Raw genomic sequence first — 24,807 nt, forward strand, 5'->3', positions numbered from 1 at the left:
CAAGCAGGCGCAGTAATTCGCCGGCGATCCGGCAAGCCGGAGCCGAAACCTGAACCCGCCGCCGCGCACCCGCGCGCCGGCGGGTTTGTTACGATAGCTTCCCACCGACACGGACTGCCCCCTCATGCCCGAAGCCCAGGCGCGCTTTCGCCGACGGTTGCTGCTCTACTACGGCCTGTTCACGCTGGGGCTATTCGGCTTCGTGGGCATGATGGGACTGCTGGAACGCTCCAATGCCGACGCGCTCTGGCTGGGCTACGTCTTCCTGTTCATCACCATCGCGATCTACGCCTGCATCGGGCTGATCTGCCGTACCTCGGACCTCAACGAGTACTACGTGGCGTCGCGGCGCGTGCCGGCCATGTTCAACGGCATGGCGATTGCCGCCGACTGGATGAGCGCGGCATCGTTCATCGGCCTGGCCGGCATCCTGTTTTCCTCTGGCTACGAAGGGCTGGCCTATGTGATGGGATGGACCGGCGGCTATTGCCTGGTGGCGTTCCTGCTCGCGCCATACCTGCGCAAGTACGGCGGCTATACCATCCCCGACTTCCTCGCCGCGCGCTACGGCAACGGCAAGCCCGGCGGCAACCTGCCGGTGCGGGCGATCGCGGTGCTGGCCGCCTCGCTTTGCTCGTTCGTCTACCTGGTGGCGCAGATCCAGGGCGTGGGGCTGGTGGTGACGCGCTTCATCGGCGTCGAATTTGCCGTCGGCATCTTCTTCGGGCTGGCGGGCATCCTGGTCTGCTCCTTCCTCGGCGGCATGCGCGCGGTCACGTGGACGCAGGTGGCGCAGTACATCATGATGATCGTGGCGTTCCTGGTCACGGTGTCGATGATCGCGTGGAAACATCACCAGGAACCGCTGCCGCAACTCAGCTATGGCACGCTGCTGACGCAGCTGGACGCGCGCGAACAACAGCTGGAGCGCGAGCCGGCCGAACAGGCGGTGCGCGACTACTACCGGCAGCAGGCCATCCTGCTGCAGGAACGCATCGCCCGCTTGCCTGAGTCTTTCGCGCAGGAGCGCGACGCGCTGGATGCCCGCCTGCAGGACCTGCGCACCCGCAATGCGCCGCTGCGCGAGATCAAGGCGCTCGAGCGCGAACGGCTGGAGTTCCCGCGCGACGTCGCGGCCGCGCAGCAGCAGTGGCACCAGCAACGCGAAGAGGCGCTGGCCCGCAGCCGCCATTCGATGTCGTCCACCGAACCCTATCCCGCGGCATCGGAGCAGGAGCGCAAGACCAAGCGGCTCAATTTCGTGCTGCTGGTGTTCTGCCTGATGGTGGGCACCGCCAGCCTGCCGCACATCCTGACGCGGCTCTACACCACGCCTTCGGTCCGGGAAACGCGCAACTCCGTGGCCTGGGCGGTGTTCTGCATCGCCTTGCTGTATGTGTCGGCACCCACGCTCGCGGCGCTGGTGAAATACGAGTTCTTCGAGCACCTGGTCGGCACCCCGTACGCCGACCTGCCGCAGTGGGTGGTGCAATGGCGCAAGGTGGATCCGCCGGTGTTCGGCATTCGCGACGTCAACGGCGACGGCATCGTGCAATGGGCTGAAATCCTGCTGCAGCCCGATATGATCGTGCTGGCCGCGCCGGAAATCGCCGGCTTGCCATACGTCATCTCCGGGCTGATCGCCGCCGGCGCACTGGCGGCCGCGCTATCGACGGCGGATGGCCTGCTGCTGACCATCGCCAACGCGCTCTCGCACGATGTTTTCTATCACATGGTCGACCGCCAGGCGAGCCACCAGCGGCGTGTCACCACGGCCAAGATCGTGCTGCTGGCGGTGGCACTGTTTGCCTCGTACGTCACATCGCTGCGCCCCGGCAATATCCTGTTCCTGGTCGGCGCCGCCTTCTCGCTGGCCGCCTCCAGCTTCTTCCCGGTCCTGATCCTGGGCATCTTCTGGCGCCGCACCACAGCCGCGGGAGCGGTCGCAGGGATGGTCGCCGGGCTCGGCGTGGCGGTGTACTACATCTTCGTCAACTATCCCTTCTTCACCCGCATGACCGGCATCTTCGGCAACCGCTGGTTCGGCGTCGACCCCATCGCCTCAGGCGCCTTCGGCGTCCCGGCCGGCTTCGCGGTCGCGATCGTGGTCAGCCTGCTGACGCCGCGCAACGCGCCGGTGATCGACCGGCTGGTGACCTACCTGCGCAAGGGGTAGGGCAGGGTGGCGACGAGGGACTGGATTCGACGGGCAACTCTGCTATAATCGCGGACTTCCCGGAGAGATGGATGAGTGGTTTAAGTCGCACGCCTGGAAAGCGTGTATAGGTTAATAGCCTATCGGGGGTTCGAATCCCCCTCTCTCCGCCAGAACACTGTGCAAGACCCCGCAAAGCCGCCCGTTTCACGGGCGGCTTTTTGCTTCCCGGCGGTCAGCTGGCTTCGAGCGGGTCTGTGCAAGGGCTGCCGCTTCACACCCGTCCCGGTTATGCTCTCGCCCCATGACCAACCTCATCCCCAATTTCGAAATCCGCCCCGCCTTGCCCTCGGACGCGCAAGCCGTGGAGGCCATTCTCATCGACACCCACCTCGGCACCTGGAAGCCGCAACTGACTCCCGCGGCCGCAGCGGCCTTTGAACTGCAAGGCAAGACCCGCAGCTACGTCGAAGCACGATTGCAGGAATTCCGTGTCGCCTGCGTGGATGGCGTGCCGGCCGCCATGGTGGATTGGGAACACAATTTCATCTGGGCATTGCATGTTGGCCGTGCATGGCAGCGGATGGGGCTCGGTGCGGCGCTGCTGGCGCATGCGGAAGCCGAGATGGCCCGCGCCGGGCAGCGCGAGGCGCGGCTGGAGACGGATACGTTCAACCAGCAGAGCCGCGCCTTCTATCGACGCCAGGGCTATGCCGAGATCGATTTCTATCCCGATGAAAGCTGGGACAGCGGCTTCACCACGGTGCTGCTGTCAAAGGCGCTGGCGCCGGTCTGAATCCGGGCCGCCGTGGCCGCCGTGGCCGGTGTGGGAGTTGCGGGCCGGGCTCATGCGTAGATTGCATGACCTTGCCGGGCCGCGCGTGAAAGAATCGGGCATCTCTTTCGAACGCTCCCGTGCATCCCATGTCCGACCCTATCGTCCACCTCAACGGCACCCTGACCCCGCTCTCCGAGGCCCGCATCCCTGTGCTGGACCGCGGCTTTATCTTCGGCGACGGTATTTATGAGGTGATCCCGTACTACCACGGCAAGCCTTTCCGCGGCGCGCAGCACCTGGCGCGGCTGCACCGGAGCCTGGAGGGCATCGGCATTCCCGACCCGTACAGCGCCGCGCAGTGGCTGGAGCGTGTCGGCGAGGTGGTCCAGGCCAATGGCTTGTCGGATCAGCTGGTCTATATCCAGGTGACCCGCGGCGTGGCCAAGCGCACGCACGCGTTCCCGAAGGAAGTGGTGCCGACGGTGCTGATCATGACCAATCCGATGGCGCTGCCGTCGGCACAGATGGTCGAGCAGGGTGTCGCGTGCGTGACCATGGAGGACCGGCGCTGGCTGAATTGCCAGATCAAGTCGACCTCGCTGCTCGGCAACGTGCTGGCGGCGCAGCATGCGGTGGAGCAGGGCGTGACCGAGGCGATCCAGTTCCGCGACGGCTGGCTGACCGAGGCGTCGGCGTCCAATGTGTGGGTGGTGCGCGATGGCCGCGTGTCGGCGCCGCCCAAGGATAACCTGATCCTGGAAGGCATCCGCTACGGCTTCATGGAGGAAATCTGCGAGGCGATGGGGCTTGCGCTGGAGTCGCGCCGGATCGCCAGGGACGAGGTATTTGCCGCTGACGAGGTGCTGCTGTCGTCGGCCAGCAAGGAGTTGCTGCCGGTGGTCAGCATCGATGGCCGTCCGATCGGCAAGGGCGTGCCGGGGCCGGTGTTCGCGCGCCTGTATGCGGCTTACCAGGCGGCCAAAGCGGCGCTGTAAGTGCCTGGAAGGGTCTCCCGACGCGTGCTAGGATGCGTTGGGATTCAGCCAGGAGTCAGTCATGGCCAAGCGTGAGCGCGGCCGGCGTGCCTTGCAGGACGAGGTCGGCCGGCGTATCCAGCAGATCGATGAAATCGGCGAAGACGGTGCCCGGATCCGCGTGCCGGCCCCGCAGCCCCATCCGCGCGACGCGCGCGGCCGCAACTGGGATATGGCCTTCGACAATCTGCACGGCTATGCCGCCAGTGTGCGCGCGGTGGTCGACAAGGTGCGCGACGAGTTCGACCTGAACGAGGCGCTGGAAAACCGCGCACCCAATCCCTTCGGTGACTGAGCCGGCGCGCTAGTCCACCGAAACGATGATGGCGACGCGCCGGTTCTCGGCGCGTCCCGCGGCGGTACGGTTCTCCGCCATCGGGCGGATCTTGCCTAGCCCGGGTACTTCGATGGACGGCTTGCAAGCATGCGGATTCTCACTGCGTGACGTCGAGGCGCGGCTCGGCGCTTTGCCAGATGCCGCCGGAGCGTCGCTTGGCGCCGTACATGGCGGCGTCGGCGGCGTGCAGCAGGGCCTGGCTGCCTTGCGCGTGGACCGGGAAGACAGCCAGCCCGATGCTGAGCGAGGCCTGCACCGGGCTGCCGTCGGGCAGGTCGATCGGGCGAGCCATCGCCTGCAGGATATGTTCGGCGATCTGGATGACGTCGGCCGGCGCGCGCAGCGCGGTGGCCAGCACCGCGAATTCGTCGCCGCCGATGCGCGCCACGGTGTCGCGGCCGCGCAGGCTGGCGCGGATGCGCTGGGCCACCGCGACCAGCACCGCGTCGCCGGCGGCATGGCCGTGGCGGTCGTTGACGTGCTTGAAATCGTCGCTGTCCAGATACAGCACGGCGGCATATTCGTCGTTGGCGGCGGCGTGGCGCACCGCGTGTTCCAGCGCTTCGACGAAGGCGGCGCGGTTCAGCAGCCCGGTCAGGGCATCGTGGTTGGCGCGGTGGGCGAGCGAGCGGTTTTCGTGCTGCATCTGGTTCTGCCAGGTCTGCAGTTCATCGAGCAGGCCGTTGAAGTCTTCACTGAGGGCATTGAGCTCGGCGATGCTGGCCGGTGGCGTGCGCTGCGCGAAGTCGCGCTGGGAACGCACCGCGTGCGCCACCCGCATCAGGTTGCGCAACGGCTCGATGATCTGCACCAGCAACCGGCTGGCCAGGTAATGCGCGCCGACCGCGGTCAGCAGCAGGCAGGCCAGCAGCCCCAGCGCGCCTTGCAGCAGGAAGTGCAGCAGGTTGCGCGGGTCACCGCTGACGCGCAGCATGCCCACTTGCTGCGCCTGGTGCAGGATGGGCTGCCCGACTGCATCGGTGCCCAGCCATTCGACCAGCGCGTGGCGCAGGCCGGTCAGCGGGGCCTGGCCGGGGCGCTGCCACACCGCCAGCACGTGGTGGTCGCGGTCATAGACGGTGGCGCGGGCGATGTCTTCCGAGGCCGCGATCGCGGCCAGCGTTTCGGCGGTGGCGGCCTGGTCGCGGAACACCACCGGTGCTTCCAGCGTGTAGGCGATCGAGCGCGCCACCAGCCGCACGTTGTGGTCGGCGTAGACGCGCAGCGCGGTGACGCCGATCGCAGTCAGCGCCAGGCCCGCGGTGCATACCGCGATCAGCGCCACGCCCAGGTGGATGCGGCGCAGCACGCTGTAGAGGGTAGGGCGCGCGCCTTGCCCGCGCACCGGCTGGGCTGGGCTCATGACGGCGCTCCCTTGCGGCGGCCGAGTTGCAGCACGCCGGGGTGCATATGCACCCCGCTGCGGGCGAGGGTATCGAGGTTGACGCGGAACGAGACCTGGCTGTCGCGGATGTTGAGGCAGAACATGCTCCCCACCTCGCACTCGAAGTCTTCCTCGGCGATCACCAGCACCGGGCGGCCGGTCAGTTCGGCCGACAGGCGCTTGCGGCGCGGTTCGTTCATGGTGCCCACGTACAGCGCATCGCACGCCGGGTGCAGCATGTCGGCCAGCACGTCGACCTGGCGGGTCTGCACGGTGCGGCCATTGGCGAGCGTGCCGCCTGCCTTCAGCCGGGGCGCATAGCGGCTGGCGTGATCGACGCACAGCCGCACCGGATCGCGCTCCACCGGCCAGCGCGCGTAGCCGAGCAGGCTGATGACCACGCGCGCGACCAGGTCGGACCGCTGCGGGGCGGGCTGCGCGGTGACCGCCGGGGGCAGCATGGCCGGCAGCACCGCCAGCGTTACGGCCAGCAGCAGCGCGGTCAGGCCGCGGCGCAGCAGCGGCCGTGCACGGGCAGCGGGCGGGGTCGGCGGGGGGCTGGCTGGGGCAGGCGCCATGGTCTGGAACGAAGGGGGCGGGGCGGCCGGTGGCGGTGTGGAGGTCTGGCCGCGCGTATTGTCTGGGGCTGGCTTCCGGGCGGTCAAGCGTCCGGCCTTGCGGTGGATCGTGCGAAAACGGGCGGCACGAGCGGGCTTCTGCAGAGAGCGGCTCGTGGCGCGGCGTGATACGAAATGTTTATCGGCCCCGCTGTTGTTTTCCTGAACCCCGCTGTGACCGCTGTTGCGCGCATGCCAGGCTTCGCCGTGGCGGACACAACACTTAGAATGTGGCCATCGCCCCAACTCGTCCAGCTCGTCCAACTCGCCCCCTTGCCGCCATGATCGCCGATCCTGTTCTCCGCCTGCTGCACCTGACCGGCGTCGCCGTCTGGGTCGGCGGCATGTTCTTCGCCTACCTGTGCCTGCGGCCGGTGGCCGGCAGCCTGCTGGAGCCGCCGCCACGCCTGCGCCTGTGGCGCGGCGTGTTTGCCCGGTTCTTCCCATGGGTGTGGGCCTCGGTGGTGGCGATCCTGCTGAGCGGTGGCGCGATGATGGCCGCAACGGGCATGGCGGGCGCACCACGCAACTGGCACCTGATGCTGGGCATCGGCGTCGTCATGGCCGGCATCTTCTGCTACGTCTGGTTCGGCCCCTACCGGGTGCTGGGCCGGGCCGTCGATGCTCAGGACTGGCCAGGCGCCGGTGCCGCCCTGAACCGCATCCGGCAGGCGGTAGGAACCAACCTCGTGCTGGGGCTGCTCAATATCGCCGTGGCGACGCTGGGCCGCTGGCTCGCCTGAGCTCGCCGCGCAACGCCAGGCTTGGCTCGTCTTGTCACAACCACGCAAACGGAGAACTGCTATGCATGTCCTCGCATATGTTGCCGTCGTCGGTCTGGCGGTGGCGGCCATCCCCCCCGCCGCCGCGGCGGCAAATGGCGGCCTGAGCGCGGACTATGAGCGCTGCGTGGGCAAGGCCGTATCGACCGCCGACATGCTCAGCTGCGCCGCGCTGGAGTCGCGGGTCCAGGATACGGCGTTGAACAGCGCTTACCAGTCGCTGCTGCGGCGGCTGGAGGCGCCGCGCACCGGGCAGTTGCGGGTGGCGCAGCGGGCCTGGCTCGAGTACCGCCAGGCCAATTGCGCTTATGTCTCCAACCCGGCCGGCGGCAGCGCGGCGCGCGTGGCGGGCGCGTCCTGCCTGCTGGAGATGACCGCCGCGCGCGTGCGCGAATTGCGCTCGTTCGCCACCGAGGCCGCCGGCCGGTGAGCTGGCGGGCCTTGTGCTAGAGTTGCCTGACCCCTGTGCTGCGGCACGTCTCAACCGGAGATGGATCATGGCAACCGAATCGCGCCACAACCTGAAGGCTTTCGTGCAGACCGCACCCCAGTCGGGGCGCTATGTGTGGGTCATTGCGTTGGTGGATTTCAGCGCGCAGCAGGTCAGGCGCGCGATCGTGTCGGACGATACCTTCACCACCTCCGATGCCGCGCGCGTTGCCGGCGAGGCCCAGCTCAAGGCGATGGCCGAGGATCACTAGCCCTGGCCGAGTGCAAGCGTGGCTTGCACTGACGTGTTGCGCGGCGGCATCCATGGCTGGCCGATATCGATTCTTGCCTTGCCGGCGGCTCACGGCGCACTAGACTATGGGCATGTTCCTCCACAAGAAAGGACTCCCATGACGGATTGCGCGCTTCGCCCGGCCAGGGCCTTGCTGCTGGCCGCGTTGCTTGGTTCGGGCCTGACCCTCAGTGCGGGGTCGCTGGCCCAGGTCTCGGTCAACATAGCCATCGGTGTCCCGCCGCCGGCGCCGATCTACGAGGCCGTGCCCGCGCCGCGCGCCGGCTATGTCTGGATGCCGGGCTACTGGGACTGGGACGATCACCACCGCAAGCACGCCTGGAAGAAGGGCCGCTGGGAGCGTGAGCGCCCGGGTTATGTCTATGAGTCTCCCCGCTGGATCCAGTCGCGCGACGGCTGGGTGATGGTGCCGGGCCGCTGGGACCAGGGCGGATATAAGGACAAGGGCAAGGGCAATAGCAATAAGGGCAACAACAAGGGCAGCCATTGCCCGCCCGGCCAGGCCAAGAAGGGCGAGTGCTGACCAGGCCGGCCCGCTGGCCGGTGCCGCACCGTGACGCCGGCCGTCCCTGCCATGCTACGATCCCCGCCATGACACCCGCGCCCGCGCGGCGCATCGGCAGCGGATTCCGGAGGTAGCGATGGCAAGGCACGTCTTCACGCGCGCGCAGTATCTCGACATCCTCAACGACAGCCTGCGCAAGCATCCCGGCTGGCAGCCTGGCATGGCCTTTGTGTTCCTGCCGCCCGGCGCCGATGCCAGCCAGGCCACGGCGGTGGGCTGCACCGGCCCGATGGACGCGATACCGGTCTATGCGGAAATCCAGCGGGTGGCGGCCGAGCTGATCGAAGTCAGCGACGAATAAGCCGGCAACGGACCCCGCCACCGTAGCGCCGGCCGGCGGGTCACGCGGGTGCGTACAATACCGCCCTCTACAGACTTTCGGATATTGCCGTGAAGAAAACGGACCTGGAAAAAAACAAGGGCCTGAAGATCGCCAACAGCCTGAAGCAGGCGGCCGCGGGGCGGGGCGGCATTCCCGGCGCCGCGGCGCGTCCGGACCGGCGCGAGCAGCGCCGGCTGGACCAGGAGCAAGGCCTGGTGCCGTTCGCGTGCAAGCTCGACGGCACGCTGGTGAAGCGCCTGCAGGCGCTGGCCGCCGATCATCCGGGTGGCATGACCGGGTTGCTCAATGAAGTGCTGGCCGGCGCGCTGCCGCCGGAAACGGGCCAGGCCTGAGCGTAGCGCGGCGGCCGCGCCGCCGCTGGCCCGGGGTTTGGCCTCAGTCCTCTTCCTCGTCGTCGAGGAACTCGCGGCGCAGCATCCAGTTGGCGATGGCCTCGTCGCAGATGCGCTTGAATTTCTGCTTGTCCGGCATCTTGTCGAACAGCTGGAAATTGACCAGCGCCATGCCGGCATCGGTGATGTAGAACATGCGGCTCGGGTCGTCATCGTGGACGATGCGGCCGTCGATGGCGTCTTCTTCGCTTTCGGCGGGCATGTCTTCCAGCTCGACCACGCGGCAGGTGAAGCGCGGGCTGCGGGTGTGGGTCAGGTACTCGAATTCGTCGTGCATGACCTCGCCGCCCTTGCCCGCGATCACGGCGAAGCCCCAGATAAAGCGGGGCATCGGCAGATCGGACAGATCTTCAATCTCGTCCATGGTGTTCTCCCTGATTCAATCCCCGCATTATCGCCCGGAACGCCGCGGCTTCAAAAGGTGGCCGGCAGAGCCGTGCCGTCTACCGTGCCTCTTATGGACCGGCGTGGCAGCTGGCCAGCACCGGCGCGGCGTTTTCCGCCTGCATCAGGTCGCGCAGCGTGCCTGACTCGCCCTTGGTCCACCATTCGTAGCGGCCGCCCACATAGCGCGCGCCGGACGCCGCCACCGTGCTGACCGCCAGCACCGGCGTGCCCTCGATGCGGAACACCGCGGCCTGGTTGTCCTGGCTGTTGAAATAGCGCACCGTCAGCGTCTTGCCGCCCTCGCACTGGTAGCGCATGGTGCGCACTTCGGGAAAGCGCACGCCGTCGATGCCGGGCGCACGGGCGGGCAGGGCCGTGGCGCTGGCGCAGAGGAAGGCCAGCAGGGCAACGATGCGGGTGCCGGAGAGTATCAGGCGATCGGGCATGGCGTGGTCTGGTTGCAAGTTGATGTTGATTGACGGAGCCGGATCGAGGCAGCCCCGCTGCGCCAGGCAATCAGCCGAGCATGTAGCCGGCCGCGAGCGCGCGGAAGCTCTCCACCTCGCGGGCTTGCCAGGCTTCGTCCTCGGCGAGCTCTTCGGCCAGGATCGCGGCCACCGCCGGTGCCGCATCGACCGCCGCGCGGGCGTCCAGGAACAGCGCACGGTTGCGCCGTGCCAGCACGTCCTCGACCCGGCGCGCCAGTTCATGCCGGGCGGCAAAGCGAACATGGGCCTCGGTCAGGCCCGAGGCGCCGGCGAGCATGCGGTCGTGTCCCGGCAGCGCGCGCAGCAGGCCCAGCTCGTTGCCGTAATAGCGGTCCGGCGAACCCGAATCCGGCGGCGGCAGGTCGGCCGGCAACCCGGCCGCGCCATGCAGCGGCAACTCCGCCGTCACACACGGCGCCGCGCGCACCATCTGGCGCTGGATCGCGGTCTCGATCACGTCTTCGGCCATCTTGCGGTAGGTGGTCCATTTGCCGCCGGTGACGGTAATCAGTCCGGCCCTGGACACCAGGATCGTATGCTCGCGCGACAGCGACGCGGTGGAGGCTTCGCCGGTGGCCCGCACCAGCGGCCGCAGGCCGGCCCAGACGCTGGTGACGTCGGCGCGGGTGGGGTCCTTGGCCAGGTAGCGCGACGCCGTTTCCAGGATGAAATCGACATCGTCGGCCCCTGCATCGGGCTCCAGCGGCAGGTCGCGGCGCGGCGTGTCGGTGGTGCCGACGATGGTGTGCCCGTTCCACGGCACCACGAACAGCACCCGCCCGTCATCGGTCTTGGGGATCAGGATGGCGCGCTCACCCGGCAGGAAGCTGCGCGGCAGCGTCAGGTGCACGCCCTGGCTGGGCGCGACCATGGTGCGGGCATGCCCGTCTTCCATCTGGCGGATGGCATCGACCCAGACGCCGGTGGCATTGATCACGCAGTCGGCGCGCAGCCGGAAGGTGGCGCCGCCGAGCACGTCCTGCACCGTCACGCCGCTGATCACGCCGCCTTGCTGGCTCAGCCCGGTCGCGCGCATGTAGTTGAGCGCGGTGCCGCCGACGTCGAACAGGGTCCGCATCAGCGCCACCGCCAGCCGCGCATCGTCGAACTGGCCGTCGAAATAAAGGTTGCCGCCGCGCAGCGGGCGACCGCCGACGTGCTCGGCCAGGTTGGGCGCGGCGGCCAGCACCTCGCGGTGGTTCAGCCAGCGGCTGCCGGACAGGTTGAGGTTGCCGGCCAGCATGTCGTAGAGCTTGAGGCCGATGCCATAGAAGGGCTGGTCGAACATCTGGTAGGCCGGCACCACGAAGCCCAGCGGCCACACCAGGTGCGGCGCGTTGCGCGCCAGCAGGCCGCGCTCGTGCAGGGCCTCGCGTACCAGGCCGATATTGCCCTGCGCCAGGTAGCGCACGCCGCCATGCACCAGCTTGGTGGCCTTGCTCGAGGTGCCCTTGGCAAAGTCGGCGGCTTCGACCAGCAGCGTGCGGTAGCCGCGCGAGGCGGCATCGACCGCCGTGCCCAGGCCGGTGGCGCCGCCGCCGATGACGATCACGTCCCAGCGCGGCTCGCGCTCCAGGGTGGCGAGCAGGGCGGCGCGGCTGGGCGGCTGGATCGGTGTGGGAAGACTTTGCATGACGCTGGTGTGTGGTGGGTGCTGGCTAAAATGTTCGGATGGTCCGGACGTGGCGCGGGGCGGGTTTGATCGACGCTCAGCCGTGGCCGGCGCCGGCGTCGTCCTCGCGCGCCCAGTCGCGTGCGCGCTCGACCGCACGGTGCCAGCGCGCGAGCCGGTGGCCGCGCTGGTCGGCCGACAGGTTGGGCTCGAAGCGCCGCTCCACCTGCCATTGCTGCGCGATCTGCACCGGGTCGCTCCAGTAGCCGGTGGCCAGGCCCGCCAGGTAGGCGGCGCCCAGCGCGGTGGTCTCGGTCACGCGCGGCCGTACCACCGGGGTGCCGAGCAGGTCGGCCTGCATCTGCATCAGCAGGTCGCTGCGCGAGGCGCCGCCGTCCACGCGCAGCTCGGCCAGCGCGATGCCGGCGTCCTTCTGCATGGCCTCGAGCACGTCCACGCTTTGCAGCGCGATCGATTCCAGCGCCGCGCGCGCGATCTGCGGCCTGCCGGTGCCGCGCGTCATGCCGACCAGCGTGCCGCGCGCAAAGGCGTCCCAGTGCGGCGCACCCAGCCCGGCAAAGGCCGGCACCAGCACCACGCCGCCGCTGTCGTCGCACTGGCGCGCCAGCGCCTCGGCCTCGGGCGCGCTCTGGATGATCTTGAGGCCGTCGCGCAGCCACTGGATGGTGGCTCCCCCCATGAACACGCCGCCCTCCAGGCAATACTGGGTCTGGCCGCGGTACTGCCAGCCGATGGTGGTCAGCAGCCGGTTGTGCGAGGTGACCGGCTGCGCGCCGGTATTCATCAGCAGGAAGCAGCCGGTACCGTAGGTGTTCTTGGCCATGCCGGGCACCAGGCAGGCCTGGCCGAAGGTGGCGGCCTGCTGGTCGCCGGCGATGCCGGCAATCGGGATCGGCATGCCGAACAGCCGCGCCGACGTGCGCGCGACCTCGCCGCTGGAGGGCACCACCTCTGGCAACAGCGCGTGCGGGATGTCGAGCAGCGCCAGCAGCGCGTCGTCCCACTCGAAGCTGTGGATGTTGAACAGCATCGTGCGCGAGGCGTTGGAGACATCGGTGACATGGCGCGCGCCGTCGGTCAGCTGCCAGATCAGCCAGCTGTCGACGGTGCCGAAGGCCAGTTCGCCGCGCTGCGCGCGCTCCCGCGCGCCTTCGATGTTGTCGAGCATCCAGCGCAGCTTGGTGCCGGAGAAATAGGCGTCGATGACCAGGCCGGTCTTCTCGCGGAACAGCTCGCCGTGGCCGGCGGCCTGCAGCGCCTCGCACATCGGCGCGGTGCGGCGGTCCTGCCAGACCAGCGCGCGGCCGACCGGCTCGCCGGTCTTGCGGTCCCACAGCACGGTGGTCTCGCGCTGGTTGGTGATGCCGATGGCGCGCACCTGCGAGGCGCCGATGCCGGCGTCGGCCAGCACCGTGTGCGCCACCGCCAGCTGCGATTGCCAGATCTCGTAAGGGTCGTGCTCGACGTGGCCGGGATGTGGGTAATATTGGCGGAACTCGCGCTGCGCTAGCCGCACCACGTTGCCGGCATGGTCGAACAGGATGGCGCGCGAGCTGCTGGTGCCCTGGTCGAGCGCCAGCACGTATTGCGGCTCGGCGGGAAGCTGGGACGGGGCAGGGCGCTGCGCCTGCGCGGCGGGCTGGTTCATGCGTTCGATCCTGACAATGACAATGCGCGCCGGCGTGGCCGGTGCATGGAATCCTGATGGCTGAAACATCTTCTTTGCCGGCGGCCGGGGCCACCGCACGGACCGCCGCCTCGCTGGCGGCGCGCAGCGGCTTCGATGCCGCCGCCAAGCTGCGCCTGATGGCCGACGGCCGGCAGGTCGGCTGGCTGCCGCGCGCGCATGCCGGCATCCTGCGCGGCATCGACATCGGCCTTGGCGCCGTGCTGGGCCCGGAGCAGGCGCTCGCCGATGGCTCCGTGGCGGTGGCCTTGCTGCCCGGCCGCGACGATTTCGAGGCGCGCAGCGCCGCGCTGCTGGCGCTGGCGCGCCAGCTGGCCGACGCCGGCCATGTGCGCGGCTGGCGCGACGAGCTGTTCGCGGTCACCGCCGCGCTGGATGCGCCGTCGGTCGCGGTGGTGGAGCGCGCCGCGGCGCGCTTCCTGGGGCTGCTGACCTTTGCCTCGCACATGAACGGCATCGTCGACGGCGCCGCGGGCGACCAGCCCGCCCTGTGGATCTCGCGCCGCAGCCCGGCCAAGGCCGTCGACCCCGGCATGTGGGACAACCTGGTCGCCGGCGGCATGCCCCACGGCAGCGACCCGCTGGCGACGCTGGTGCGCGAGTGCGGGGAGGAGTCCGGCATGCCGCCCGACCTGGTGCGGGGCGTGCAGGCGCACGGCATGATCGAGGTGCTGCGCGACCTGCCCGAAGGCGTGCAGTGGGAGCAGGTCTATGTCTACGACCTGCTGCTGCCGCCGGACTTCATTCCGCACAACCAGGACGGCGAGGTCAGCGAGCACCGGCGCGTCGGGCTGGCGCCATTGCTTGCTATCATGTCGGCCGGCGCCATGACGGTCGATGCGACACTGGTGACGCTGGATGCCCTTGGACGGCGTGGCTGGCTCGACGCCGGCCTCCACGAGTGAGCCGCCGCAGGGTCCATCGCCGCTTGTCCCGGTATTGCCCGCCGTATTGACCATTGCACTGACCGAGCCCCCCTGGCTTACCCGGCCCTGCGCCGCGCCATCCCGACAGAACCACACACCATGAGCAACACCGGATTTATCCTGACCCTCTCGTGCCCTGACCAGCCGGGCATCGTCCACGCTGTCTCGGGCCTGCTGTTTCAGCACGGTTGCAATATCGTCGATTCCGACCAGTACGGGGACGAGTTCGCCGGCCGCTTCTTCATGCGCGTGCATTTCACCCCGGCCGCCGGTGGTCCCGACCTCGTCACGCTGAAGGCCGCGTTCGCGCCGGTGGGCGACCAGTTCGGCATGCAGTGGGAGCTGAACGACGCCACGGTGAAGCCGCGCGTGATGATCATGGTGTCGAAGATCGGCCATTGCCTGAACGACCTGCTGTTCCGTGCCAAGGCGGGCGGGCTGCCGGTGGAGATCGCGGCCATCGTCTCGAACCACCGCGACTTCTACCAGCTGGCGGCGTCGTACGACGTGCCGTTCTTCCACCTGCCGCTGATGAACGCGTCGGCGGAGCAGAAGGCCGCGCAGGAAGCGCGCGTGTTCGACGTGGTGCAGGAGCAGAAGATCGACCTGGTGGTGCTGGCGCGCTACATGCAGGTGCTGTCCGACGACCTGTGCCGCAAGCTGGCCGGCCGCGCGATCAATATCCACCATTCGTTCCTGCCCAGCTTCAAGGGCGCCAAGCCGTACTACCAGGCGCATGACCGCGGCGTGAAGCTGATCGGCGCCACCGCCCACTACGTCACCGCCGACCTCGACGAAGGCCCGATCATCGAGCAGGAGATCGAGCGCGTGGACCACAGCATGGACCCCGACCAGCTCACCGCCGTCGGCCGCGACGTCGAATGCGTGGCGCTGGCGCGCGCGGTCAAGTGGCATGCCGAACACCGCATCCTGCTGAACGGCCACAAGACCGTGGTGTTCAAGTAAGCCTTCGATTTGCCGAAGGTTTGCTCCCCTCTCCCGCCCGCGGGAGAGGGGCCGGGGGTGAGGGCAGGCGCGTCGCAATGCCGACGCGCCCCGCCATGCCCTGCCCCCCACGATCAACACCAGCTCCGCTCCCGCCAGCGCGGCAGCGGCAGCCGGACGTCCGGCACGCTCACTCCCGCTCTGCCACCACACACTTCACCCCACTGTCGGCCAGGATCTGGTCGAACGGCGCCGCCAGCGGCGCGTCGGTAAACAGCCGGTCCACTTGCGACACATGCGCCAGCTCGACCATGGCCTGGCGGTTGAACTTGCTGGCGTCCGCCGCCAGCCAGACCTCGCGTGAATGCTCGATGATGGTCCGCGCCACCTTGACCTCGCGGAAGTCATAGTCGCGCAGCGTGCCATCGGCCTCGATGCCCGAGATGCCGATCAGCCCGATATCGACCTTGAACTGGCGGATGAACTCCACCGTGGCCTCGCCGACGATGCCGCGGTCGCGCGAGCGCAGCACGCCGCCGGCGACGATGACTTCGCAATCGGAGTTGTCGGCGAGGATATTGGCCACGTTCAGGTTGTTGGTGATCACGCGCAGGCCGCGATGGTGCACCAGGCCGCGCGCGATCTCTTCCACCGTGGTGCCGATGTTCAGGATCAGCGAGCACCCCTCGGGCACTGCCGCCGCCACCGCGCGCGCGATGCGCGCCTTGCCTTCGGCATTGAGCACCTGCCGCTGCCGGTAGGCGATGTTCTCGGTGGTGGAGTCTTCCACCCGCACCCCGCCGTGGAAGCGCGCCAGCATGCCGTTCTCGGCCAGCATGTTGACATCGCGGCGCACCGTCTGGAGCGTGACGCCGAACTTGCGCGCGAGTTCGTCGATGGAGGCAAAGCCCTGGTTGCGGACTTCTTCGAGCAGGGCCGTCTGGCGGGGATTGAGGGTCATGCGGGGATTCTAGTTCAAACACAAACGAAAACAAAATGATGCGGTGCACTATTGTTTTATGTTCGTTTTGTTGCTAAAACGAGCGTGAAGCCAAGATTGGTGCGCCTGCATCGAACGCAAGCAGTGATGCCGGCAGCATATCGAACATGGAGACCGGATGCAGCTACGTTTGGAAGGCGTCGCACAGCAGGCAGGTTCGCAGGCGTATCTCTATCCGATGACGCTGGCCCCGGTTCCCGGCGCGGTCACCATCCTGCTGGGTGCGACGCAGGCGGGCAAGACTTCGCTGATGCGGGTCATGGCAGGCCTGGACCGGCCCAGCGCCGGGCGCGTGCTGGTCGACGGCGCCGACGTCACCGGCATGCCGGTGCGCGAGCGCAATGTGTCGATGGTCTACCAGCAGTTCATCAACTACCCGTCGCTCAGGGTCTTCGACAACATCGCGTCGCCGCTGCGGCTGCGGCGCCAGGCGGCGGCCGGCGAAATCGCCGCGCGCGTGCGCGAGCTGGCCGCGCGGCTGCATATCGACCACCTGCTGGAGCGCTATCCGGCCGAGCTTTCCGGCGGCCAGCAGCAGCGCGTGGCGCTGGCGCGCGCGCTGGCCAAGGAAGCCCCGCTGATGCTGCTGGACGAGCCGCTGGTCAACCTGGACTACAAGCTGCGCGAAGAGCTGCGCGAAGAGCTGACCCAGCTGTTCGCGCACGGCGACGCCACCGTGATCTACGCCACCACCGAGCCCGGCGAGGCGCTGCTGCTGGGCGGGCACACCGCGGTGCTCGATGCCGGCGAGCTGCTGCAGTACGGCTCCACGCCCCAGGTCTTCCACTATCCCGATTCGCTGCGCGTGGCGCGCGCCTTCAACGATCCGCCGATGAACCTGGTCGAAGGCCGGCTGGCGGGCGGCAAGGTGGTGCTGCCGGGAGGGATCGAAGTGCCCGTGCCCGGCGTGACGGCGCAGGACGGACCGGTAACGCTGGGGGTGCGCGCCTCCGCGTTGCGCCTGGCGAGCGCGACCGGCGCGGTCGCGGTGCCGGGCCGCGTGGCGCTGGCCGAGCTGTCCGGATCCGACACCTTTGTCCACGCCGATACTCCAGTCGGCAACCTGGTGGCGCAGTTCGCGGGCGTGCTCGACCTGCAACTGGGCGCACCGGTGACGTTGCACTTGCTGCCCGAACAGCTCTACCTGTTCGACGCCGACGGCCGCCGCATCCATGCACCGCGCCGGCCCGGCGGGCTCGCGGCCGAGGTGCCCGGCGGCGCCACAACAGCAGCAGCGGCAGGAGGCTGAGATGGCGCGCATCGACCTGGACCTGGCGCACTCGTACGTGCGCGATCCGCGCAGCGACGAGGACTACGCGCTGCTGCCGCTGCGCTTCACCTTTGAAGACGGTGGCGCCTATGCGCTGCTGGGCCCGTCCGGCTGCGGCAAGACCACGCTGCTGAACTGCATTTCCGGGCTGCTGCGCCCGTCGCACGGCACCATCGCCTTCGATGGCCGCGACGTCACCGGCGCCACGCCGCAGGCGCGCAATATCGCCCAGGTGTTCCAGTTCCCGGTGATCTACGACACCATGACCGTCGGCGAGAACCTGGCCTTCCCGCTGCGCAACCGCGGCGTGCCCGAGGCGCAGGTGCGCGAGCGGGTCGGGCGCGTCGCCGAGATGCTGGACCTGTCGGCGACGCTCGGGCGCCGCGCCAGCGGCCTGGCCGCCGATGCCAAGCAGAAGATCTCGCTCGGGCGCGGGCTGGTGCGCCAGGACGTGTCGGCGATCCTGTTCGACGAGCCGCTCACGGTGATCGATCCGCAGCTCAAATGGCAGCTGCGGCGCAAGCTCAAGGAGATCCATCACGAGTTTCGCCTGACGCTGATCTACGTGACCCACGACCAGACCGAGGCGCTGACCTTTGCCGACCAGGTGGTGGTGATGTCGCGCGGCAAGGCGGTGCAGGTGGGGCCGGCCGATGCGCTGTTCGAGCGGCCCGCGCACACCTTCGTCGGGCACTTTATCGGCTCACCGGGCATGAACTTCCTGTCCGGGCAATGGCGCGACGGCGCCATCGACGTGGCCGGGCGGCGCTATCTGCCGTCGCTGGCTCCGCCGGTGGAAGCGGCGTTGCGCGCGGCCGGCAGCTTCCGCATCGGGGTCCGCCCCGAATATCTGCAACTGGCGCCCGAGCGCGACACCCAGGCGGTGCCGGTGCAGGTGCAGCGCGCGCAGGACATCGGCACCTACTGGCTGCTGACCGGCGCGGTGCAAGAGGCGGGCGCGCAGGCCGGCACGCTGCGCGCGCGGCTGGGAGCCGAGGCCGCCGGCCTGCGCGCCGGCGACACTGCGTGGCTGTCGGTGTTCAACCGGCATACCTGCTACTACGTCAACGAGGAGCTGGTGACATGAAACCGGTCAACCAGAAGGCCTGGCTGCTGGTGCTGCCGGTGGTGGCGTGCGTGGCGTTCTCCGCCATCCTGCCGCTGATGACCATCGTCAACTACTCGGTGCAGGACATCATCTCGCCCGAGCGGCGCGTGTTCGTCGGCACCGAATGGTTCCGCACCGTGCTGCGCGACGGCGAGCTGCACGACGCGCTGCTGCGCCAGCTCGGCTTCTCGCTGGCGGTGCTGCTGGTGGAGATCCCGCTCGGCATCCTGCTGGCGTTGTCGATGCCTGCCCGGGGCTGGAAGGCGTCGGCGGTGCTGGTGATCATCGCGCTGTCGCTGCTGATTCCGTGGAACGTGGTCGGCACCATCTGGCAGATCTTCGGGCGCACCGACATCGGCCTGCTCGGTGCCGCGCTGGCAGGGCTGGGCTTTGACTACAACTACACCGGCAGCGCCTTCGACGCCTGGATCACGGTGCTGGTGATGGACGTCTGGCACTGGACGCCGCTGGTGGCGCTGCTGTGCTACGCCGGCCTGCGCGCGATTCCCGACGCCTATTACCAGGCCGCGCAGATCGACGGCGCCTCGCGCCTGGCGGTGTTCCGCTATATCCAGCTGCCCAAGCTGCGCGGCGTGCTGATGATCGCGGTGCTGCTGCGCTTCATGGACAGCTTCATGATCTACACCGAGCCGTTCGTGCTGACCGGCGGCGGTCCCGGCAACGCCACCACCTTCCTGTCGCAATACCTGACGCAGAAGGCGGTCGGCCAGTTCGACCTGGGTCCCGCCGCCGCGTTCTCCATCGTTTACTTCCTGATCATCCTGCTCATGTGTTTCATCCTCTACAACTGGATGCAGCGCGCGGGCACCGCCGGCAGCGAGGACATGCCCCATGGCTGAGATCTCTTCGGCAGCCCCTGCGGTGATCCCCACCGCGGTCCCCGCGCAGGCCGGCCGCGCCGCCTGGTGGCGCGCCGGCTTCCTGCTGGCCTACCTGGTGTTCGCGATCGTGCCGATCTACTGGATGGTCAACATGTCGTTCAAGACCAACGAGGAGATCGTCTCGACGCTGTCGCTGTGGCCGGGCCAGTTCACGCTCGAGCACTACAAGACCATCTTCACCGATCCTTCCTGGTATTCGGGCTACCTCAACTCGATGATCTACGTGGCGATGAACACCGTGATCTCGATCGGCGTGGCGCTGCCGGCCGCCTATGCCTTTTCGCGCTACCAGTTCATCGGCGACAAGCACGTGTTCTTCTGGCTGCTGACCAACCGCATGACGCCGCCGGCGGTGTTCCTGCTGCCGTTCTTCCAGCTCTACAGCACCATCGGGCTGATGGATACGCACCTGGGCGTGGCGCTGGCGCACCTGGTCTTCAACGTGCCGCTGGCGGTGTGGATCCTGGAGGGTTTCATGTCGGGCGTGCCGCGCGAGATCGACGAGACCGCCTATGTCGACGGCTACTCGTTCCCGCGCTTCTTCCTGACCATCTTCCTGCCGCTGATCAAGGCCGGGGTGGGCGTGGCCGCCTTCTTCTGCTTCATGTTCAGCTGGGTCGAACTGCTGCTGGCGCGCACGCTGACCTCGGTCAACGCCAAGCCCATCGTTGCCACCATGACGCGCACGGTGTCGGCCTCGGGCATGGACTGGGGCGTGCTGGCCGCGGCCGGCGTGCTGACCATCGTGCCCGGCGGCATCGTGATCTGGTTCGTGCGGCACTACATCGCGAAGGGCTTCGCGATGGGCCGCGTTTAACGCAGGCCTTCGCAGGGAGACGGCGCCAATGCTGAGCTGGATGGTATGGACCACACCGGTGGCGGTGTTCTTTGGCTGCATCGTAGTGATGCTGATCGGCATGACGATCCTGGAACTGCGCTCGCCGTCGGTGCTGCGCAAGGGCTTCCTGCCGATCGCTACCACCCGCGGCGACCGGCTTTTCATCGGGCTCATGGGCGCGGCATGGATCAACCTGGCGTGGGTCGGCCTGGGCGAAAAGCTCGCCGCATGGCTGGCGCTGCCGGAAGAGCCGTCGGTGTGGATCAGCTTCGTGGCTTCGATGCTGGTGCTGGCGCTGATCCTGCGCAAGGGCTAGCGCCGCGCCGGCCCGCATTGGCCAGCATCGACGAGCACTAACACGCACCGACAAGCAATCACGGGAAACGCGGCTTGTCCCCACCCCGGGGCCGCCATCCAGACCAACACCGGGGCAGGGGATTCTTGAGGAGACACCGATGAAAGTGCACGTGACGTTGGGGATGTCAGCCCTTGCCTGCGCGGCCGCGCTGGCTTGCGGTTCGGCCTGGGCGGGCGAAGCGGAAGCGAAGAAGTGGATCGACAACGAGTTCCAGCCCTCGTCGCTGTCCAGGGACAAGCAGGCGGCGGAAATGAAGTGGTTCATCGATGCCGCCGCAAGGCTCAAGGCCAAGGGCGTCACGCAGATCAACGTGGTGTCCGAGACCATCACCACGCATGAGTACGAGTCCAAGACCCTGGCCAAGGCGTTCGAGGAGATCACCGGCATCAAGGTCAACCATGACCTGATCCAGGAAGGCGATGTGGTCGAGAAGCTGCAGACCTCGATGCAGTCCGGCAAGTCGATCTACGACGGCTGGATCTCCGACTCCGACCTGATCGGCACGCACTACCGCTATGGCTCGATCCTGCCGCTGACCGACTACATGAACGGCGCCGGCAAGGAATGGACCAATCCCGGGCTGGATGTGAAGGACTTCATCGGCACCAAGTTCACCACCGCGCCGGATGGCAAGCTGTACCAGCTGCCCGACCAGCAGTTCGCCAACCTGTACTGGTTCCGCGCCGACTGGTTCGCGCGCAAGGACCTGCAGGTCAAGTTCAAGGCCAAGTACGGCTACGACCTGGGCGTGCCGACCAACTGGTCCGCCTATGAGGACATCGCCAACTTCTTCACCAACGACGTCAAGGAGATCGACGGCAAGAAGGTCTACGGCCATATGGACTACGGCAAGAAGGACCCGTCGCTGGGCTGGCGCTTCACCGACGCCTGGCTGTCGATGGCCGGCACCGCCGACAAGGGCCTGCCCAACGGCATGCCGGTGGACGAGTGGGGCATCCGCGTGGCCGAGGACAAGTGCACGCCGGTCGGCGCCTCGGTGGCGCGCGGCGGCGCCACCAACAGTCCGGCGGCAGTCTACGCGCTCACCAAGTACATCGACTGGATGAAGAAGTACGCGCCGCCGCAGGCGATGGGCATGACCTTCTCCGAAGCCGGGCCGGTGCCGGCGCAGGGCCAGGTGGCGCAACAGATCTTCTGGTACACGGCCTTTACCGCCGACATGACCAAGAAGGGCCTGCCGGTCGTCAACGCCGACGGCTCGCCCAAGTGGCGCATGGCGCCGTCGCCGTATGGCCCGTACTGGAAACAGGGCATGCAGAATGGCTACCAGGACGTGGGTTCGTGGACGTTTTTCAAGAACACCGATCCCAACAAGCTGGCCGGCGCCTGGCTGTACGCGCAGTTCGTGACCTCGAAGACGGTATCGCTGAAGAAGTCGCTGACCGGGCTCACCTTTATCCGCGACAGCGACATCCATCACGACTACCTGACCAAGAACGCGGCCAAGTATGGCGGCCTGGTCGAGTTCTACCGCAGCCCCGCGCGCGTGGCGTGGACCCCGACCGGCACCAACGTGCCGGATTATCCGAAGCTGGCCCAGCTGTGGTGGAAGAACGTGGCCACCGCCGTGACCGGCGAGAAGACGCCGCAAGCCGCGATGGACACGCTGGCCGATGAGATGGACCAGGTCATGGCGCGGCTTCAGCGCGCCGGCATGAGCCATTGCGCGCCCAAGCTGAACACGAAGGGCGATCCGGGCAAGTGGCTGTCGAACGACCACGCGCCGTGGAAGAAGCTCGCCAACGAGAAGCCCAAGGGCGAGACCATTCCGTACGACAAGCTGCTGCAGGCGTGGAAGGAGGGGCAAGTGCGCTGAGGGGTTTGAGGCTGCGGCGAACCTCGGGGTGAATGACCCATTGGGTGCTCCCCTCTCCCGCCTGCGGGAGAGGGGAGCGAACCCGCCGCATTCATTCCGCCGGCGCTAGCCTGCTTGCGATGCCAGGCCGGACGGCTCCGCCGTATCCGCCGACTGCGCGGCATAACGCGCCTTGCCGTGCCGCTTGGCTTGATACAGCGCCATGTCTGCGTGCAGGAACAGTTCGCTCACGGTCATGGCGTGCCGCGCATCGCGCAGGGCCGCGCCGACGCTGGCCGACGCCGCCAGCGTTTGGCCATCGATCACGAAGGGCATGCGCGCGGCTTGCACGATGGTGTTGGCCACCGACGCCATGGCATGGCGATCGGCAATGCCATCAAGGATCACCGCGAATTCGTCGCCACCGATGCGCGCGACCGCATCGCCCTTGCGCACGCATTCGCGCAGGCGCTGCGCGAATGCCACCAGCAACTGGTCGCCGATGGGGTGGCCGTGGTTGTCGTTGACCGCCTTGAAGTCGTCCAGGTCCACCAGCAGCAGCGCCAGCGGGCATGCGCTGGCGCCGACGCGCGCCATGGCTTCGGCCAGGCGCCGGTCGAAGCCCTTGCGGTTAAGCAGGCCGGTCAGGTAGTCGGAGACGGTCTGTGCTTCCAGGCTGCGCAGCTTTTCGCGCTCGTGCGTGACGTTGCGCCCGAACATATGCAGGCCGACCACGGTGTCCTGAGCATCGTTCCACGCTGGCTGGCAAGTGATTTCGATGCATTCGTTACCGGCCGCGCTTTCGCGGGTAAAGGTCACGGCCTGGCCGGTGCCGGCTTGCTGCAGGTAGGCCTGGCAGGCCATGTATTCCTGCGTGCCCCACAACTCGCGCAGCGACAGGCCTACGATCTGCTGCGCCGGCAAGCCGTAGCGACGTGCATACGCCTCGTTGACGAAGACGTAGCGCTGCTGCATGTCGATGAAGGAGATAAAGTCCGGCACATGGTTGGCAATCGCCTCGATGCGCTTCTCGCTGGCGGCGGCACGGTCCTTGGCGGCCTGCAGCGCGGCCTCGCGCTCCGACAGCTGCGCCACGACCTCGGCAAAGCTCGACGCCAGTTCGCCGATCTCGTCGGCGCGTCCGACCGGCAGGTCCGCCACCGCTGCCGGGTGGGTGCCAAGCTGGCGCACCGCGCGGTGCAGCCGCTGCAGCGGCGCCAGCAGCCGCCACATCACCAGCCACATCAATCCGGCCGCGATCGCCATGGTGATCGCCCCCATCACCAGGGTCCGCTTGCGCACCGTGAGCAGCGGCGCATAGGCTTCGGCAGCGGGCAGCACGGCCACCACCTCCCAGCCGTTGGAGGCCAGCAGGTAGCGTGCGACGATCGGCTGGGTCGGCGTCAGGATCTCCAGCAGCGCGGGCGGCTGCTCGGCGCCGCAGGCCTCGCCGATGGCGCGCGCCGGCGCCAGCAGGCGCGACAGGTCCGGATGCATCGCATAGCGGGGATTGGTGCCGGAAGACACCAGGCAGAAGCTGCCGGTAGTGCCGACCCGGCTGTGCGACAGCTCGCGCAGGAAGTTGCTGTCCGCCAGGTTCAGCACGCCGCCGACCACGCCGCGCAGTTCGCCGGCGGGCCCCAGCATCGGCACCGCCAGCACCACGCCCGGTGCGTTGGTCTGCTTGCCCTGGATCAGGTCCGACACCGCGAACGACTGGCCGTGCAGGACATCGCGGAAATAGTCGCGGTCGTTGACGCGCAGGCGCACGCCATCCGGCACGGCGGTGCTGAACGTCAGTTCGCCATCGGGCGAGGCCAGGAAAACGGCGTTGAAGGTGTCGGGAATGTCGACCAGGCCTTGCGACGCCCGGCGCAAGTCCGCCGGCATGGGCGTGGGCATGGCGGCAAACTGGCGTGCCAGCCGGTGCAGCACGGCGGCGCGGCCCTGCAGCTTTTCATCGAGCTGCTCGGCGACCATCTCGACCAGCCTGTCCTGCTGCGCCTGCAGCATGTTCTTCAGGCTGTCATAGGCGTAATACTGGGCGTAGAGCGCGCGCAGCACGATGATCAGCGTCACCACCCCCGCCGTGGCCAAGGCCATCCGATACTTCAAAGAGTGCTGCATGATTGACTTCTTTTTTCTTGTGCGCACTGGCCCGTTTCGCGTCCCGCGCTGGCCGATCAGGGTTCGCGAAGGTGTGATAGGGAGGTTAGCAGAAGTCAAGCGAGATTTCGAAACTGTTTGCAACATCAATCAGCGCGGGTGCGTGCGGGCTTGAAGTCGACCAGCGCTGCGCAGCACGCATTGGCGTCACCCG

The 24,807-nt window shown here is 68.0% G+C and carries 26 protein-coding genes, 1 tRNA gene and 1 pseudogene; 19 read left to right on the forward strand and 9 right to left on the reverse strand.

Going from position 1 to position 24,807, the window contains the following annotated elements:
* Positions 1–124: 124 nt before the first annotated feature.
* The 5 genes from MKD50_RS06360 (at position 125) to MKD50_RS06380 (ending at position 4,262) form a co-directional block, all read left to right on the forward strand.
* Entirely contained in the window at positions 125–2,176 is a 2,052-nt protein-coding gene (locus tag MKD50_RS06360; RefSeq protein ID WP_115703851.1) for a VC_2705 family sodium/solute symporter, read from the forward strand.
* Between the two features lie 61 nt (positions 2,177–2,237).
* A tRNA-Ser gene (locus MKD50_RS06365) sits at positions 2,238–2,328 on the forward strand.
* A gap of 131 nt (positions 2,329–2,459) precedes the next feature.
* Positions 2,460–2,951 carry a GNAT family N-acetyltransferase gene (locus MKD50_RS06370; RefSeq protein WP_252666677.1) on the forward strand — a complete coding sequence of 164 codons (492 nt, stop codon included), beginning with the start codon at positions 2,460–2,462 and terminating at the stop codon, positions 2,949–2,951.
* Positions 2,952–3,079: 128 nt separating this feature from the next.
* Positions 3,080–3,928, forward strand: coding sequence for a D-amino acid aminotransferase (locus MKD50_RS06375; RefSeq protein ID WP_252666678.1), 849 nt, complete (start codon positions 3,080–3,082; stop codon positions 3,926–3,928).
* A 61-nt stretch (positions 3,929–3,989) separates the two neighbouring features.
* Positions 3,990–4,262, forward strand: coding sequence for a hypothetical protein (locus tag MKD50_RS06380; protein WP_115680608.1), 273 nt, complete (start codon positions 3,990–3,992; stop codon positions 4,260–4,262).
* 9 nt (positions 4,263–4,271) lie between these two features.
* Here MKD50_RS06380 and MKD50_RS06385 read toward each other — a convergent pair.
* The 3 genes and pseudogenes from MKD50_RS06385 to yfiR form a co-directional block, all read right to left on the reverse strand.
* Positions 4,272–4,379 (reverse strand): annotated as a pseudogene (locus MKD50_RS06385) (OmpA family protein); the annotation flags it as partial.
* 22 nt (positions 4,380–4,401) lie between these two features.
* On the reverse strand, positions 4,402–5,667 hold the full coding sequence (dgcN, locus tag MKD50_RS06390; protein ID WP_240072339.1) for a diguanylate cyclase DgcN/YfiN: 1,266 nt from the start codon (positions 5,665–5,667) through the stop codon (positions 4,402–4,404).
* Positions 5,664–6,266, reverse strand: coding sequence for a regulatory sequestration protein YfiR (yfiR, locus tag MKD50_RS06395; RefSeq protein WP_252666679.1), 603 nt, complete (start codon positions 6,264–6,266; stop codon positions 5,664–5,666). Before yfiR ends, dgcN begins: the two co-directional genes overlap by 4 nt.
* Positions 6,267–6,586: 320 nt before the next feature.
* On the opposite strand from yfiR, the gene MKD50_RS06400 reads away from it, so the two are divergent.
* The 6 genes from MKD50_RS06400 (at position 6,587) to MKD50_RS06425 (ending at position 9,069) form a co-directional block, all read left to right on the forward strand.
* Positions 6,587–7,048: a CopD family protein gene (locus MKD50_RS06400; RefSeq protein ID WP_252666680.1), complete on the forward strand. Its 462-nt coding sequence runs from the start codon at positions 6,587–6,589 to the stop codon at positions 7,046–7,048.
* Positions 7,049–7,109: 61 nt separating this feature from the next.
* Entirely contained in the window at positions 7,110–7,517 is a 408-nt protein-coding gene (locus MKD50_RS06405; RefSeq protein ID WP_252666681.1) for a lysozyme inhibitor LprI family protein, read from the forward strand.
* A 67-nt stretch (positions 7,518–7,584) separates the two neighbouring features.
* A complete protein-coding gene (locus tag MKD50_RS06410; RefSeq protein ID WP_018007863.1) occupies positions 7,585–7,788 on the forward strand; it encodes a hypothetical protein in 204 nt (67 codons plus the stop codon).
* Between the two features lie 138 nt (positions 7,789–7,926).
* Positions 7,927–8,352, forward strand: a complete 426-nt coding sequence (locus tag MKD50_RS06415) for a YXWGXW repeat-containing protein (protein WP_115703839.1) — start codon at positions 7,927–7,929, stop codon at positions 8,350–8,352.
* Positions 8,353–8,470: 118 nt separating this feature from the next.
* Positions 8,471–8,695: a hypothetical protein gene (locus MKD50_RS06420; protein WP_012353266.1), complete on the forward strand. Its 225-nt coding sequence runs from the start codon at positions 8,471–8,473 to the stop codon at positions 8,693–8,695.
* Positions 8,696–8,784: 89 nt separating this feature from the next.
* Entirely contained in the window at positions 8,785–9,069 is a 285-nt protein-coding gene (locus tag MKD50_RS06425) for a hypothetical protein (RefSeq protein ID WP_115703837.1), read from the forward strand.
* 43 nt (positions 9,070–9,112) lie between these two features.
* Here the strand turns inward: MKD50_RS06425 and MKD50_RS06430 are convergent, their stop codons facing one another.
* The 4 genes from MKD50_RS06430 to glpK all read right to left on the reverse strand — a co-directional run bounded on the left by MKD50_RS06430 (position 9,113) and on the right by glpK (position 13,285).
* Positions 9,113–9,493, reverse strand: coding sequence for a hypothetical protein (locus tag MKD50_RS06430; RefSeq protein ID WP_012353264.1), 381 nt, complete (start codon positions 9,491–9,493; stop codon positions 9,113–9,115).
* 91 nt (positions 9,494–9,584) lie between these two features.
* Positions 9,585–9,962 (reverse strand): MliC family protein, encoded by a 378-nt coding sequence (locus MKD50_RS06435; RefSeq protein WP_240072336.1) that lies wholly within the window; start codon positions 9,960–9,962, stop codon positions 9,585–9,587.
* 70 nt (positions 9,963–10,032) lie between these two features.
* On the reverse strand, positions 10,033–11,637 hold the full coding sequence (locus tag MKD50_RS06440; protein ID WP_252666682.1) for a glycerol-3-phosphate dehydrogenase/oxidase: 1,605 nt from the start codon (positions 11,635–11,637) through the stop codon (positions 10,033–10,035).
* Between the two features lie 76 nt (positions 11,638–11,713).
* Positions 11,714–13,285, reverse strand: coding sequence for a glycerol kinase GlpK (gene glpK, locus MKD50_RS06445; RefSeq protein WP_115680598.1), 1,572 nt, complete (start codon positions 13,283–13,285; stop codon positions 11,714–11,716).
* 56 nt (positions 13,286–13,341) lie between these two features.
* Here glpK and MKD50_RS06450 point away from each other — a divergent pair, with 56 nt between their 5' ends.
* Both MKD50_RS06450 and purU read left to right on the forward strand, forming a co-directional pair.
* A complete protein-coding gene (locus MKD50_RS06450) occupies positions 13,342–14,229 on the forward strand; it encodes an NUDIX hydrolase (RefSeq protein ID WP_252666683.1) in 888 nt (295 codons plus the stop codon).
* A gap of 120 nt (positions 14,230–14,349) precedes the next feature.
* Complete coding sequence (gene purU, locus MKD50_RS06455) at positions 14,350–15,216, forward strand: formyltetrahydrofolate deformylase (protein WP_252666684.1); 867 nt, start codon at positions 14,350–14,352, stop codon at positions 15,214–15,216.
* A 169-nt stretch (positions 15,217–15,385) separates the two neighbouring features.
* On the opposite strand, the gene MKD50_RS06460 is transcribed toward purU, so the two are convergent.
* Positions 15,386–16,156: a DeoR/GlpR family DNA-binding transcription regulator gene (locus MKD50_RS06460; protein ID WP_240072333.1), complete on the reverse strand. Its 771-nt coding sequence runs from the start codon at positions 16,154–16,156 to the stop codon at positions 15,386–15,388.
* A 157-nt stretch (positions 16,157–16,313) separates the two neighbouring features.
* Here MKD50_RS06460 and MKD50_RS06465 point away from each other — a divergent pair, with 157 nt between their 5' ends.
* The 6 genes from MKD50_RS06465 (at position 16,314) to MKD50_RS06490 (ending at position 22,508) form a co-directional block, all read left to right on the forward strand.
* Positions 16,314–17,444, forward strand: coding sequence for an ABC transporter ATP-binding protein (locus MKD50_RS06465; RefSeq protein WP_252666685.1), 1,131 nt, complete (start codon positions 16,314–16,316; stop codon positions 17,442–17,444).
* A gap of 1 nt (position 17,445) precedes the next feature.
* A complete protein-coding gene (locus MKD50_RS06470) occupies positions 17,446–18,552 on the forward strand; it encodes an ABC transporter ATP-binding protein (protein WP_252666686.1) in 1,107 nt (368 codons plus the stop codon).
* Entirely contained in the window at positions 18,549–19,433 is an 885-nt protein-coding gene (locus MKD50_RS06475) for a carbohydrate ABC transporter permease (RefSeq protein WP_112774264.1), read from the forward strand. The genes MKD50_RS06470 and MKD50_RS06475 overlap by 4 nt, the downstream gene beginning before the upstream one ends.
* A complete protein-coding gene (locus MKD50_RS06480) occupies positions 19,426–20,292 on the forward strand; it encodes a carbohydrate ABC transporter permease (protein ID WP_252666687.1) in 867 nt (288 codons plus the stop codon). Before MKD50_RS06475 ends, MKD50_RS06480 begins: the two co-directional genes overlap by 8 nt.
* Before the next feature lie 28 nt (positions 20,293–20,320).
* Positions 20,321–20,629: a DUF2160 domain-containing protein gene (locus MKD50_RS06485; RefSeq protein ID WP_115703817.1), complete on the forward strand. Its 309-nt coding sequence runs from the start codon at positions 20,321–20,323 to the stop codon at positions 20,627–20,629.
* 139 nt (positions 20,630–20,768) lie between these two features.
* Positions 20,769–22,508, forward strand: a complete 1,740-nt coding sequence (locus MKD50_RS06490; protein ID WP_256503586.1) for an ABC transporter substrate-binding protein — start codon at positions 20,769–20,771, stop codon at positions 22,506–22,508.
* Positions 22,509–22,613: 105 nt separating this feature from the next.
* Here MKD50_RS06490 and MKD50_RS06495 read toward each other — a convergent pair whose 3' ends face one another.
* A complete protein-coding gene (locus tag MKD50_RS06495; protein ID WP_252666688.1) occupies positions 22,614–24,614 on the reverse strand; it encodes a sensor domain-containing diguanylate cyclase in 2,001 nt (666 codons plus the stop codon).
* Positions 24,615–24,807: the final 193 nt, after the last annotated feature.

It is taken from the genome of Cupriavidus mimosae, from assembly GCF_023952485.1.
Taxonomy (GTDB): domain Bacteria; phylum Pseudomonadota; class Gammaproteobacteria; order Burkholderiales; family Burkholderiaceae; genus Cupriavidus; species Cupriavidus taiwanensis_C.